This window comes from Candidatus Woesearchaeota archaeon, from assembly GCA_026394965.1.
Lineage (GTDB): Archaea > Nanobdellota > Nanobdellia > Woesearchaeales > 0-14-0-80-44-23 > JAPLZQ01.
The window spans coordinates 1-13,091 of record JAPLZQ010000111.1 but is presented as its reverse complement, the minus strand read 5'-3'; the positions used below and the strand labels follow the sequence as shown (position 1 = coordinate 13,091).

Annotated in this window: 12 protein-coding genes; 9 read left to right on the top strand and 3 right to left on the bottom strand. The window is 41.2% G+C overall.

The features are described from left to right. Positions 1–109 precede the first annotated feature (109 nt). Together NTV63_05290 and NTV63_05285 are read right to left on the bottom strand one after the other, a co-directional pair. Entirely contained in the window at positions 110–889 is a 780-nt protein-coding gene (locus NTV63_05290) for an SIMPL domain-containing protein (GenBank protein MCX6710333.1), read from the bottom strand. Positions 890–981: 92 nt separating this feature from the next. Next, positions 982–2,136, bottom strand: a complete 1,155-nt coding sequence (locus NTV63_05285) for an SGNH/GDSL hydrolase family protein (GenBank protein MCX6710332.1) — start codon at positions 2,134–2,136, stop codon at positions 982–984. Between the two features lie 157 nt (positions 2,137–2,293). Between NTV63_05285 and NTV63_05280 the strand changes: the two genes are divergently transcribed. The 7 genes from NTV63_05280 to NTV63_05250 all read left to right on the top strand — a co-directional run bounded on the left by NTV63_05280 (position 2,294) and on the right by NTV63_05250 (position 10,660). After that, positions 2,294–2,713, top strand: coding sequence for a hypothetical protein (locus NTV63_05280; GenBank protein MCX6710331.1), 420 nt, complete (start codon positions 2,294–2,296; stop codon positions 2,711–2,713). 16 nt (positions 2,714–2,729) lie between these two features. Continuing rightward, positions 2,730–3,152 carry a hypothetical protein gene (locus NTV63_05275; protein MCX6710330.1) on the top strand — a complete coding sequence of 141 codons (423 nt, stop codon included), beginning with the start codon at positions 2,730–2,732 and terminating at the stop codon, positions 3,150–3,152. Beyond that, complete coding sequence (locus NTV63_05270; protein ID MCX6710329.1) at positions 3,143–3,631, top strand: hypothetical protein; 489 nt, start codon at positions 3,143–3,145, stop codon at positions 3,629–3,631. Before NTV63_05275 ends, NTV63_05270 begins: the two co-directional genes overlap by 10 nt. Before the next feature lie 2 nt (positions 3,632–3,633). Then, complete coding sequence (locus tag NTV63_05265) at positions 3,634–7,314, top strand: hypothetical protein (protein ID MCX6710328.1); 3,681 nt, start codon at positions 3,634–3,636, stop codon at positions 7,312–7,314. Continuing rightward, positions 7,311–8,306 carry a hypothetical protein gene (locus NTV63_05260; protein MCX6710327.1) on the top strand — a complete coding sequence of 332 codons (996 nt, stop codon included), beginning with the start codon at positions 7,311–7,313 and terminating at the stop codon, positions 8,304–8,306. The genes NTV63_05265 and NTV63_05260 overlap by 4 nt, the downstream gene beginning before the upstream one ends. A gap of 86 nt (positions 8,307–8,392) precedes the next feature. Continuing rightward, entirely contained in the window at positions 8,393–8,986 is a 594-nt protein-coding gene (locus tag NTV63_05255) for a hypothetical protein (protein ID MCX6710326.1), read from the top strand. Positions 8,987–9,061: 75 nt separating this feature from the next. Further along, positions 9,062–10,660, top strand: coding sequence for a type II/IV secretion system ATPase subunit (locus NTV63_05250; protein ID MCX6710325.1), 1,599 nt, complete (start codon positions 9,062–9,064; stop codon positions 10,658–10,660). An 86-nt stretch (positions 10,661–10,746) separates the two neighbouring features. On the opposite strand, the gene NTV63_05245 is transcribed toward NTV63_05250, so the two are convergent. Beyond that, positions 10,747–10,941 (bottom strand): hypothetical protein, encoded by a 195-nt coding sequence (locus NTV63_05245; GenBank protein MCX6710324.1) that lies wholly within the window; start codon positions 10,939–10,941, stop codon positions 10,747–10,749. Between NTV63_05245 and NTV63_05240 the strand changes: the two genes are divergently transcribed. Further along, positions 10,922–11,542 carry a type II secretion system F family protein gene (locus NTV63_05240; GenBank protein MCX6710323.1) on the top strand — a complete coding sequence of 207 codons (621 nt, stop codon included), beginning with the start codon at positions 10,922–10,924 and terminating at the stop codon, positions 11,540–11,542. The genes NTV63_05245 and NTV63_05240 overlap by 20 nt on opposite strands. A 48-nt stretch (positions 11,543–11,590) precedes the next feature. Beyond that, entirely contained in the window at positions 11,591–12,835 is a 1,245-nt protein-coding gene (locus tag NTV63_05235; protein MCX6710322.1) for a type II secretion system F family protein, read from the top strand. Positions 12,836–13,091: the final 256 nt, after the last annotated feature.

The window sequence follows — 13,091 nt, the reverse complement described above, 5'->3', positions numbered from 1 at the left end:
CGTAGAACCTTGTGAGCGCATGCAAAAGCCGAAGTATAAAAATAAAATCAATAAAATAAATAAAAATAATTTTTTCTCAGTATCTGCTCATTCAATGCTTGTTGAATGCTTACTCAATGTAGTAAGAGACGCTTATCATTCCTGTTACAGTGAGCTTCTGGGGCATAATCTCTGATGATTTCATTGCTTCTGCTCCTGCTGCTCCGGAAAAGTCGTTTCTGTAATAGTTTACATAAGGCGAGTAATATCCGCTTGACTCAGTTACTGTCTTTATCTTTCCAAGATTCACTTCAAGCGCGTCTGCAATTGAACTTGCTTTTGCCTTTGCAAGTGATGCTGCCTCTGTCAATGCTTCATGGTAAATGTCTTTTTCAAGCTCCTTTGAGAGGTCAAATACTACTCTATCCACCTGGTTTGCTCCTGAATTCACTGCCGCGTCGATTATGTCGCCGGTCTTATCTATCTCTGTTGTAGTGATTTTCAGGGTGTGCGTAACCTGGTATCCCTTGAATTCGCTTTTCTTGAATATGTCGCTCCATTCGTAAATTGGGTTTATTGAGTATGAGTCGCTTTCTATGCTCTTTGTGTCTACTCCTGCCTTTATGAGCGCTGCCTTTACATTTGCAAATATTTTCGCTGCCTCATCCTTTGCCTCTTTTGCTGATGTGCTGTTTGTGACAATGCTCACATACACCATTGCCTTGTCAGGCATGACTTCAATCTGAGACTCCCCAGAGACAGATATTGCATCCATCGCGTTTGAGTTGTCTATTGTTATGTTCTGCTTCTGTCCGAATGACTTGAAGAGCATAACTGCTATTGCAATTATTCCTAAAATAATCAGAAAATGCATTATTCCGTGCTTTCCGCAGCATTCATTTTTTTCCATTTTGGATTCCTCCGTTTAATTTAACAACGGGGTAATACGGGGAGGTATTTAAACATTATTTAGGATTCAACCAGAGTTGAAGCTATAATAGTTTAATTGATTAGACCGCGTTTTTCAAGGGAATTAACTATTGCTTCTGCATATTCTTTGTAAACATAAGCCGGCGGATGTACCAGGTAGTATTCTTCGCTTTTATTAACAAATTCAATGCAGATTTTCGCGAGGTTGCTCTTCTCTTCTTTGTAATCACAGTATGCAAAGTAGTGATTAATGTAATCTGCTGCCTTAGGTATGTTGCAGTACTCAGTGCTTTTTTCACAATTCTTAAGCGGAATTCCAATGAGAACAAAACTAAGGTTGTCGTTATTTTCTATAATGTTGTAAAAGTTTCTCACATTATAAACGGCTGCTCCTGAGCTGAAATATTTATAATTAATATTGTCTATGAGGTAATAATCAGACATATTCTTTATCTTTCTTTGTACAAAAAGATTATTGTATGTTGCGATTATGCTTCTGTAAATTCCCGAGTTTCTTGCAAGAAATCTCTCAAAATTTGATTGAATCTTTTTTTCTGAGATAATTGGAAAATTTTCATCATATAATTCCTTATTTATGAAGTTCTCTTTGAACTGCTCATCATCCATCAGGAAGGGCCTTCTTCCCCGGTTTGTAATCTGAAATATTATGATGTCTGGCCGGTATTTTTTTATAACCTCCTCTGCATATGCTGCTTCCTGTGACATTACATATGCGTTGAGTCCTGCGTTCCACACTTCAAACTTTTCCGGGTAGCGCTCATCAAGAATATATTGCATATATGCGGGATATGTTTCATTGTTGCTTGCACAGAATCCAAATGTGTTTGAAGCGCCAAAGACAAAAATTCTTATTTTTCCCTGACTTTTTTCTGCCTTCATCTCAGGGCCTCTGAATCCAAGCGAGTTTATAGATACATTTATCACAGGATATTCATCGCCTTCTGCAACATAGCATGATCTCCCTTCTACGCTTCGATTAATGATTATTGACACATTTGGAATCAGTTCATAGAGGCGGCCTGAGTTATTGCTGTGCATGTAAACTGTTCTGTCGTTATTATGCAGGTAAAGCGTTGGTTTAACAAGCTCAAGGTCGATTTTTGTTATGCGTATTAAAGCTTCCAAAGCAAATACGATAAATATTAAGTTGAACAGCAAAAGAAGTGCAATTTTCTGTTTTTTTGATTTAGTTTTCATCTTTTTCATTATTAACATTTTTCAATTCATTTAAATATTTTGCTTAAAACAATCTCGCGCTTTCTTTTCCTAAGGCAAGCATAAATCCCCCAAATTCATTTCTGGCTTATTGGCGCTCTTTTTTTGAGCAAAGATTTTTTAAATAGAGCCATATACCTCTTATTTCATGGGAAAAAGAGGTTTGGTCAGAGGGCAGGTTAGCCTTGAATTCTCAATAATAATAGGGTTTGTAACTCTTCTTCTGATACCCTTAATCTCAGTTTTTTACCTTCAGATAAGGGATTCCAACAACCAGATAATAACCCAGCAGGCGTATAACATTGCAAAGGATGTTGTTGACAAGGCAGAGGCGGTTTATTATCTTGGCGCTCCTTCAAAAACAATGCTCAAGGTTTATATGCCTTCAAATGTGGACAGCATAGATGTAAACAACAGGGAAGTTGTTTTCAGAATAAAATTTGGAAGCGCAATTTCTGAAGTGGATGTTCCCTCTGATGTCAACCTTACCGGAAGCATACATAAGGCAGAGGGCACAAGATACATCCACATTGAATCTATGGGAAGCTATGTCAGCATACAGGGATGAGCGGGAATAGGAAAAAATGTTTTCAAAAAAATCATTCTTCAAAAACAGCAGGGCTCAGCTCACTATGGAATTCATAATATTCATTGCTTTCGGCTTTGTTATCATGCTCGGATTTTTGGGAATAATCAGCGACAGGCAGTCAATTCTTCAGGACAGGAGGCAGCTCCTTCTGATAAAAGACATTGCATACAGGATTCAGTCAGAGATTGATGTTGCTTCAATTGTGGAAGACGGCTATTCAAGGAATTTCACCCTGCCCCAGACAATCGAGGGGCTTCCCTACACAGCGATAATCGTAAATGACACCCTTGCAGTATTTTCTTCAAAATTTGACTACACCCTCTTCTTCTCAGAAGTAAAGGGAAGCCTTAACCCAATTTACAATAACATAAGAAAGGAGGAAGGCGTAATCTGCCTTAACATGCCATCATGCCCATAAGAAAGAATAATGGAAAAGGGCAGGTGTGGTCTCTTGACTTTGTAATTGCATCAGTGCTTTTTATAGCAGTTGTTCTTGTTTATTTCAAGTATTCAAGCGAATATTTTGATGAGAGGGATTTTGACTTCGAGGAGCTCCAGATTGATGCAAACTCAATTTCAGACAGCATTCTAACGCCTGGCTACCCGAGGAACTGGAACCTAGATAATGTGAAAAGGATAGGGATAAGCGATGACGGCTATGAGATAAACGAGAGCAAGCTTTTCCTCTTCCTCAATATCAGCTCAGAGGATTACAACACAACAAGATTCCTCTTTGGAACTACAAACCATTACTATTTTCTGATAAAGGATTCTCTCGGAAATTTAATTGCGCAAGCTGGAAGGAACAGCTCTTCATCAATGCTTGCAAGCGCAGAGAGAATAGTCCTTTACAACAGCACCCTTTACCGGATGAGCGTGTATTCATGGAGGCAATGATTTTGGAATCAAAAAGATTCATGGATAAAAAGGGTGTTTTCTTCACAATAGACGCCCTTCTCGCTTCCACAATAATACTCTCTGGAATAATCCTCGTTTCAATAATTTACTCAAGCTCTGTTCCAACCCAGAACCTGGAATATATTTCCAATGACATGATTGTCAGCCTTTCAAGCGTGAAAGCAAGCGAATTAAACAGCTCATACCTTAAATCTCTGATAGCGCTCGGGCAGATAAAGAATTCCAACCTAAACAGTTCAGCCCTTGAGCTCATCGGGGATTTCTGGGCAGAGGGAAACATGGCTGTTGCTCAGAATCTCGCAAGGGAATTCCTCAACCTTTCATTAAGGGCTGATTTTGAGAGCATAAGCTCTGGAATTTTCATAAACGGCCAGCCAATTTACGAGCATAATGTTTCAAACAGAAGCTCTGATTACCTAGTCAGCTCCTTCCGCCTTGTTTCAGGGATAAATGAGAGCAGCCCCAGGGAGGGATATTCCTCGAGGGCAATCCTCTCGGCAATACGCTCAAAGTCAGTTCCGTCATATGCATATTTCGGCGGGCTTGTCGGGCAGGGGAACATAACTCAGTTCATCATGCTTCCCTCAAATTATATTAACATCACTGAAGCGTACCTTGAATTTTCCACAGAAAGCCCATTTTCCCTTTCAATAAACGGCAACAGCGCAGGCAACCTGAGCTGCTTAGGAGGAGGGTTTATGCACTCACAAAAATGCTACCTCAACAGCTCAAAATTCTCTCTCTTCCAGCCAGGGAGGAACACGATGAAGATTTATCTATCAAATTCCAGCCAGGCATATGTAAGCGGGGGATTTCTCAGGGTGAAAACAGAAACTTCTGACCTGAACTACAGCGACGTTTATTACGACTCACAGCTTAACACAGCATCAAAAACAGAATACCTGCCCGGAGTTGACAGTGTCATCAATATTTACTCGTCATTTTACGCTCTAGGAAACATAACCTCTCTGGAGCTTTTCCTCAATTACACAACCGCGCCCCCGCTTTTTGTAAATATCGGCGGAGTTGTTGTATATTATTCTACACAGAACGGAAGTGTTTCTGTACTGCTCAACAATTCAAACCTTTCTTCTTCGCTTAATTATTCAGCAATAAGCGATAAGACAATTCCAATAAAAATAGGGCATTATGCGCTTGAACAACTAAGTAACATAACCGGCGGGAATGCAGATGTTATCCTGATTACAGATGTTTCAGGAAGCATGAGCTGGCAAGTAGGAGATTACACAGCAAATAATACTTATAATTGGACGAGTGCTGATTTAGAAACTACTATTGAGCAGTTTAAAACTTCGGCAGCCGTAACGTTAGTCAATACTACAATTTTAAGTGACGGTTTTGAGGAGGGAACAACGCTCTCTAATTGGACGAAGACGAGTTCAGGTTATGTTAATACTGCAGCGCAGAAACATGCTGGAACATTCAGCCAACTGCTCGCATCTTCATTATCGACAAAGTATTTGTGGAGTAAATCCGGAATCTTGAACACTTCAGGTTGCTCTAAGGTTTATGTGAGTTTCTGGACTCGAGATGATGACCTTGATGCAGGGAACATCAATCTTTTCTTTAATGATTCAAGCGGAAACTGGGATAATATCCAAGACCTCACCCAGTGGACAGAGGACAACTGGAACGTGATTAGAACATACAGCACTAATGATTCCCAATACTTGCATGCTGGTTTCAGCATAAGATTCGGAGGAACCACAGGCAGCGGAGAAAACCATTGGTTAGATGATGTAACAGTAATATGCGAAAAAATAACAAGCTACACCGCGACTGCTGAGCAGAATAGCACAGCAGTTAATTATTCGGCGGGAGGAGTTAATTATCAAGTTGTTACTGCAGTTAAGGCAATAATTACCATTGACAGTTATAATCCTGCGGCGTCAAACACGACTTATGCTAATAATCTGCGTCCTGATTTGCAGGTTGCATTCTACAACGGCACTGGTTACGTAGCGTATTCTAACTGCAGTGTTAGCGCTTCAATGGGCAATAATGCTTTGAACACTATTGATTGGAACTGCATAATATCAGCAAATAATGCTGCGGTATTAAGCGCTTGGAATACTGCTGCTAACAGGAAAATTCAAGTTCGGGCAATCAATCTTGATGCTTACAATAACCTGATTTATGATGAGATTAACGTTTCAGCAGTTTACTTGAATGTCAGCGGCTACAGCATCACTGTCTCACCTGCTGATCACACCGGGGAAACAGTGGCATGCAATGATCCAAATCTTTACCAGAATGACACAAGCAGAATATCGCTTGCAAAGTGCCTTGACAACCAATTCATAGACATAATCATGAATTCTTCAGGGAACAAACTGTGGCTTGTGGATTTTAACGACCATGCAAATTCATATTACAGCACTTCCTCAACAGCATTGAAAAATCAGGTTGATTCCTACAATCCGAGTGGGGGAACATGCATCTGCTGTGCAATAAACATAGCGTACAACTTATTAAACTCAAGCAGCAATTCATCAAGAAACAAATATGTTCTTGTTATGAGCGATGGCATCACGGGATACAGGTGTACAAGTTCAGGATCATGCTCCAGCTCATATAAGGGAAACTCAACGACAGGAAGCGAATGCTGTGGCGGAAATTCAGGGGACTGCGCAAACACCGACTGCAACGGTGCCATTCTGAACGCCAACTACAGCTCATCAAGGGTTCATGAATCCCTGAACGCGACTGTCTATTCTGTTGGATTTGGGCCTCTTGGTTCATGCTACAACGCAAACAGGACGCTTGTAATGGTAGCCCAGTCAGGCAACGGCTCGGTATATATGAGCAGCAATCCGACAGAACTTCTTGAATTTTACCAGCAAATAGCTACGACCATAGTGAACCAGTCGCTTGTATACACATACCAAATTGTATCTATAACCGGCGTTAATTCAACTCTTTACCCGAATTCATACCTGCGAATAAACTATACCCCTTCAAGCCCTCAGTTCATTTTTGGGAAGATTCCAATCACGCTTGAGAGCCAGCAGTTTGGAAATTATATAACTTCAGGAACCCTGCAAATTCCTGAAGGGTTCGCTGTTTCCGACGCAAAGGTAACTTCATATTCAGGATATTACTGGACGCATAACCTTACTGTGAATTCGGTGCGGGTTTTCAGCCTTTCAGCTTTTGGGAGCAATTATTCCTCCCTTGGAGACCCATTCCTTGTGAGCATACCCACGTCAGCGCTCCATTCAGGGAATAATCCAATAAGTATAAGCGTTGGAACATCTTCAACGAAGGACTTTGGCGGAAGCCCTGATGACAGGATAATTTACACAATGCTTATGAACAGCTCAATATCCTATTCGAGTGTTCAGAATCACGCTTCAGGGTGCATCTGGCTTTTGGAATTCAACGACGGAACAAACTCCACAATCAGGATTCCGCAGGATTACTCCGGCTCAAGCAGCTGCATTTTCAGGACATCATCCTATGATTCAGGCGATGCGGTTAATGTTGCTGTTTACAACATCTTTCGGCAGCTGGACATAAATTCAGACGGGATTCTTGATGTTAACATAGGGCAGGAAAGCCTTCTGGTGGACTCAATAACAATATCAGGAGTGCCTTCAATGTGGGGGCCTGCAAGGATAGAGGCAAGGGTTTGGAAATGAGAAAATTCAGGATTAAAGGATTTTTTGGGAAGAAAGTTGGAAAGAAGGGATTCTTTTTCACAGTGATAGCAATCTATCTTATTGCAGTGCTTGTTTTTTCAGCATCTTTCCAGAAAAGGTATGAGCTCAGGAAAGAGGGGCAGGTATTAAGCTCAAGAATAAAGTCAATGAATGATTTTGTCAAGGATGTTGACAAGGACCTTGAGAGAGGGCTTTACATCTCAGGATTTCGAACACTTATGGGGCTTGAGGAATACATGTCCTCAAGAGGATTTTTTCTCAATGACACGAACTCTGCATTTCAGGAGGCGTTTTTCAATAAAAGCATCGGAAACTATTCCATAGCCCTCTTAGAAGGGAGCAGTTTCTCTGACTGGGCTTACCGGATAAACAGCCACGCTGAAGAGATGAATCTTAAAGTGAATTTCACATTCAACAATCTCACAATAAGCCAAAGCTCGCCCTGGCAGGTTGACATAAGAATAAATGTCAGCATGCACATCTGGGATGTCAGCGGGCTTGCTTCTTGGCACAGGGAAAAGATGATATTTTCAGGGATAAGCATAATTGACCTTGAAGATCCGCTTTATTCTGTCAACACTTACGGCAGGGTTGCAAACAGCATACATAAGGCGCCTTCATTGGATTTTGTATCCGGCTCTGATACTTCAGTCCTTCTCAACCACCTTAACAATTCATATTATGTTTCCTCTGTTTTCGCGCCAAGCTTCCTTATGAGGCTTTCAGGCAACCTTTCAGCATCCCCTTACGGAATAGAAAGCCTTGTGGATGTTTCAGAGCTCACAAGCCAGGGGATAACTGCAAAGACAAAAAGCGTTGTGGATTACATTTATTTCAGCAGCAGGGTTACAAACTATGTCTGCGTTGACAATGCGCTCGCTAATCCGGACATGCCTTCCTGGTTCAGGCTTGACCCCGATGATTCGCACGCTTCATTTTATGAGATAAGCGCAATTAATATAACATGCTGAGCAGGATGATTATCCTGCTTTCCAATAATAGTAATAATAATAATCAGGCGAAACATTTTTAAAGAGCATTTTCATAGGAGTGATTAATGGCTGAGATACAAACCGACGTGGACAAGCTTGTGAATCTCGTGAGAGAGAAAAAATCAGTTTCCGTTGAGGAAGCATCATCTCTCCTTAATCTCGGGCAGGAAACTGTCCAGAAGCTTGCAGAATTTCTTGAGGATGAGGGGATAGTTGAAATAGAGTCCCACCTTACAAAGCAGCTTATAATTGACAAAGGAGTTTCAAAAATCATAGGAAGCCAAAAGCAGAAAAATGAGAAAGTATCAGCAGCTCCAAAAAAGGTTTTATCAGAAAGGGAGCTTTTTCAGGAAATGCTTAAGCATTGGATTTCTGATGTTGAGCGGCATGAGGCAAGCCTTAAAAGGATTAAGGCAAGTTTTGAATCTGTTCTTAAGAACAAGGATGAGATTTCCAAAATTATAAATAAAATCTCAAATGATGTTTCAGATGTTAAGAGCGGCCTTAATTCAATACAGCAGCAGTTTAAAATATCCGAGATGATGCCAAAATTTGGGAAGGACCAGTCATTGGACAAGGCGAAGGAAAGCTTAGGGAGGCTTAATGCAAAGAAGCGTGATTTGAACAATGATTTCAGGGAGCTCAGGAATCTATGCTGACAAAATCAAAAAATTTGTTTTTTAATTTTTTTAATATTCGCTTATTTTTTTAAGCGTTTTATCAAAAAAGAGGTGGTGGAAAGGGCGAAAGTTAACAGGTTTTTGTTTAGAAGGAAAAGTTCTGAGGAAAAAACACATAAGAAGACAGAAGCCTCTCCCATCTTAGCTAAAAGCGCTGTTTCTGCAAAGGATGAGCCCGAAAGGAGGATAATTGATAAGTATTCTTTTCTCTCAGACGGAATGCCCATTGACATTTTAATATGCAGGAAAAAAGGAGAGTTTGTCCCAATCTATGAAGTTTCAATTTCTACAATAAGCGCCAACACCCAGATGATTCTTGAGAAGATAAGGCTTGAACTCGTGGACAAGGTTGACCTAGGGATAAATGAAATGACTGATGTCAAGAGAACTGATATTGTTGAAAAGAGATTCAGCGAGTCAATACGCTTCCTGATAAGCAAGTATTTCACTGACGCAAGCGACAAGGACAAGGAATTCATGACAGCATACCTTATCCAGAGAAGCCTCGGGATGGGAAGCATAGAAATTCTTATGGATGACAACCAGCTTGAGGAGGTTGTCATAAACGGCTCAGACGAGCCCGCATGGGTTTATCACAAGAAATACAACTGGCTCAAGACAAATGTAAGGGTTGAGAATGAGGACCAGGTTAAGCAGTATGCTGCCCAGATCGGAAGGAAGGTTGGAAGGCAGATAAGCATATTAAACCCGCTTCTTGACGCCCACCTGAGCACAGGAGACAGGGCAAACTGCACTTTAATTCCGATATCATCCAGAGGGAATACAATCACCCTCAGGAAATTCGCCTCAGATCCATGGACAATAACAAGCCTCCTGCAGAACAAGACAATCCCAGTGAATGCTGCTGCAATAATATGGCTTGCAATCCAGTATGAGCTTTCAATGCTGATTACAGGAGGAACTGCATCAGGAAAGACATCCACCCTGAATGTCATAGCCGCTTTCATCCCTCCAAACCAGAGAGTAATATCAATTGAGGACACAAGAGAGCTTCAGCTCCCGAAATTCCTGCATTGGGTGCCTCTCCTGACAAGGCTACCTAATCCAGAAGGCAAGGGCGAGATTTCAATGCTTGACCTTCTTGTCAATTCACTGAGAATGAGGCCGGACAGGATTCTTGTAGGAGAAATAAGGAGGCAGAACGAGGCAGAGGTCCTCTTTGAGGCAATTCACACAGGGCACAGCGTCTATGCAACAGTGCACGCAAACAGCGTCTCTGAAACCATAACAAGGCTGACAAGCCCTCCCATTAACACTCCCAAGTCCATGCTTCCTGCAATATCGCTCCTGCTTGTGCAGTACAGGAACAGGAGAACAGGCATGAGAAGGTCTTTCCAGCTTGCAGAGATTCTCCCAGATGCATCTGCAAATGTGCTGATGCAGTATGATGTGAGAAAGGATGTTATGAACACCATGAACAAGTCAATAAGCCTCATTGACTCATTGCAGCTATTCACCGGAATGAGCGTTTCTGAGATAGAATCTGACCTTAAGGAGAAGGAATTAATCCTCAACTGGCTTGTCAATCAGAATCTTAAGAGCATAGATGAGGTTGGGCTTGTAATGGCTGAGTATTACACAGACAAGGATAATCTCATGAAATTCGTCAAGGCCAACAGGAAGTTTGAGTGATCGGATACTGGATTGGATATTAGCTATTATTATATTATTATAATGTTTTAGGGTGATGATGAAATAGCGCTTTTTAACATATGGCTTCACGGACTTGCAAGGAAGTATCCTGAGCTTGCCTTCAAGCTAAGGCAGACAGAATACAAGGACTCTCCAGAGGATTTTCTGAAAAAAACCCTTCTCACAACAGCCATGATGAGCACAGGCTTTGCATTCATTATGCTGGCGATGGTAAAGGGATTTGGGCTTTCGCCGGTCATCATGTTTTTTCTGGTTTTCATCTTCCTTGGATTCTTCTTTTTCTTCCTCCATGCTCCTGATGTAAAGATAATGAAGGAAAAGCAGGAGATAGGAAAGGAGATAATTTTTGCAGGAAGATTCCTGATGGTTGAGCTTGAGTCAGGAATCGATGTCTATAATTCAATGATAGGTGTTGCCCAGAACTATGAGACTATTGGGAAATACATGAGGCACATAATAAAGCAGATTGATTTAGGAACGCCCATTGAGGATGCAATTAATGAGGAGGTTGAGCTCACCCCCTCGGATGATTTGAGAAAGATACTCTGGCAGATTCTCAATTCCCTGAGGACAGGGGCAGATGCCTCAAAAAGCCTGCGCTCTGTAATTGAGCAGATAGTGAAAGAGCAGCACATCTCAATAACTGAGTATGGAAGAAAGCTCAATCCGCTTGCAATGTTTTACATGATAATCGCAATAATCCTTCCAACGCTTGGCGTTACAATGACAATAGTCCTGTCAACTCTCATGTCAATTCCAATTGACTTCAAGATTCTTATGGTGTTCCTGATGTTTGTGGCATTCATGCAGTTCATGTTCCTCTCTATAATACGCTCGTCAAGGCCTGCTGTCGGAATATAAGGAAAAATGTCTAAAAAAAGAAAGTCAAAAGGAAAGAGAAATTTTTCGATGAAAAAGGAAGCTGAAATTCTGAATGCTCCTGAAAATATTCCAAAAAAAGAAGCCATAAGCGAAGCGCATCCCGGCCCAAAGCCTGAATCTCCCTCTCCAATTCATGAGAAGCCCAATGAGCAGGCGCGAAAGGGATTTTTCAGCATGTTCAGGAAAAATTCCAAGGCAGAGCTTTTGAAGGAATCTCAGAATCCGAAAAAATCATGGCCAGATGAGAAATCCTTTGCCAAGGCAAAGAAGATTGAGGAGGAAAGGAAGAAGATAAGAAAGCACCTTCTCAGGTATTATCTCCTTAAATCAGGTTTTGACACATCTCCCGAGGAATTAAGGGACAAGATTATAACGTTTTCAGGGCTCGGGGCGCTGTTTGTGTCCATTGTTTACAGCATTTATATCGTTTCCATGGGCACTTCTATCCCAATGGGGCTTCTTGTTTTCCTTTCCATGCTTGTCATAGGATTCATTTTCATATTCCTCATGGCTTTCCTTTCTGTTTTCCTGTTCCTGGACATTCTCATGTACAAGAGAAAAAACGAGATTGAAAGCGTTCTTGCTGATTTTCTGCAGCTGACAAGCGCAAATGTCCATGCAGGAATGACCCTTGACAAGGCATTGTGGTTTGCAATACGCCCAAGATTTGGAATGCTTGCAAAGGAGATAGAGATGATTGCAAAGGAAACCGCAAGCGGCACTTCCCTTGAAGTTTCCCTGAGGAAATTCGCATCAAGATACAATTCAAATGTCCTTAAAAGCTCAGTCAGCCTTATAATTGAGGGGCTTGAGGCAGGCGGCGAAATGGGCCCCCTCCTTTCAAGAATCTCAACCAACATCAAAGAGAACCAGCTTATGATGAGGGAAATGGCTGCGAATGTCTCAACTTATGTGATTTTCATAACATCAGCAACAATATTTGCAGCGCCCCTCTTGATGGCGCTTTCTTACCAGCTTCTCCTTGTAGTGAGCAAGCTTTCTTCAACACTTGAGATGCCCTCTGCAGAGTCAGCAATGGGAACCCTTCCGGTTGCCTTCTCAAAAGTATCAATAACAGCCCCCGAGTTCAGGACTTTTGCCCTGCTCTGCCTCGGTGTTACAGCATTCTTCTCTGCAATGATTGTTTCAATAATAAAGAGCGGAGACATAAGAGCGGGTGTAAAGAACATTTTCGTTTTCATAATAGGAACAACAGTAATGTTTATGATTATGAGCTACGGGCTTAGGGGAGTATTCTCCTCATTTATCTGATTCCCAAAAAGGCATAAGAAAATTAATGGAACTAAGATTAATTAAAAATAGGATTAATTTATAGAAAATTATTATTAAAACTTAAAAAAGATAATTAAAAAATAAAAAATAATCAGGGCTTTTCAGATTTCAGCCTGTCCTTCTTATTCTTCACCAGATAAAGGGCAAGAATTATCGATGCAGCAATGAGCATTGCAGTCACGAATTTTGCAGCGCTTGACATTCCCTTCTTTATCTTAATCTCAGGTTCAGGAGT

Coding starts and splice junctions, on each gene's coding strand:
- NTV63_05290 (MCX6710333.1), bottom strand. CDS start 889: ATGGAAAAAAATGAATGCTGCGGAAAGCACGGAATAATGCATTTTCTG.
- NTV63_05285 (MCX6710332.1), bottom strand. CDS start 2,136: ATGAAAAAGATGAAAACTAAATCAAAAAAACAGAAAATTGCACTTCTT.
- NTV63_05280 (MCX6710331.1), top strand. CDS start 2,294: ATGGGAAAAAGAGGTTTGGTCAGAGGGCAGGTTAGCCTTGAATTCTCA.
- NTV63_05275 (MCX6710330.1), top strand. CDS start 2,730: ATGTTTTCAAAAAAATCATTCTTCAAAAACAGCAGGGCTCAGCTCACT.
- NTV63_05270 (MCX6710329.1), top strand. CDS start 3,143: ATGCCCATAAGAAAGAATAATGGAAAAGGGCAGGTGTGGTCTCTTGAC.
- NTV63_05260 (MCX6710327.1), top strand. CDS start 7,311: ATGAGAAAATTCAGGATTAAAGGATTTTTTGGGAAGAAAGTTGGAAAG.
- NTV63_05255 (MCX6710326.1), top strand. CDS start 8,393: ATGGCTGAGATACAAACCGACGTGGACAAGCTTGTGAATCTCGTGAGA.
- NTV63_05240 (MCX6710323.1), top strand. CDS start 10,922: ATGTTTTTTCTGGTTTTCATCTTCCTTGGATTCTTCTTTTTCTTCCTC.
- NTV63_05245 (MCX6710324.1), bottom strand. CDS start 10,941: ATGAAAACCAGAAAAAACATGATGACCGGCGAAAGCCCAAATCCCTTT.
- NTV63_05235 (MCX6710322.1), top strand. CDS start 11,591: ATGAAAAAGGAAGCTGAAATTCTGAATGCTCCTGAAAATATTCCAAAA.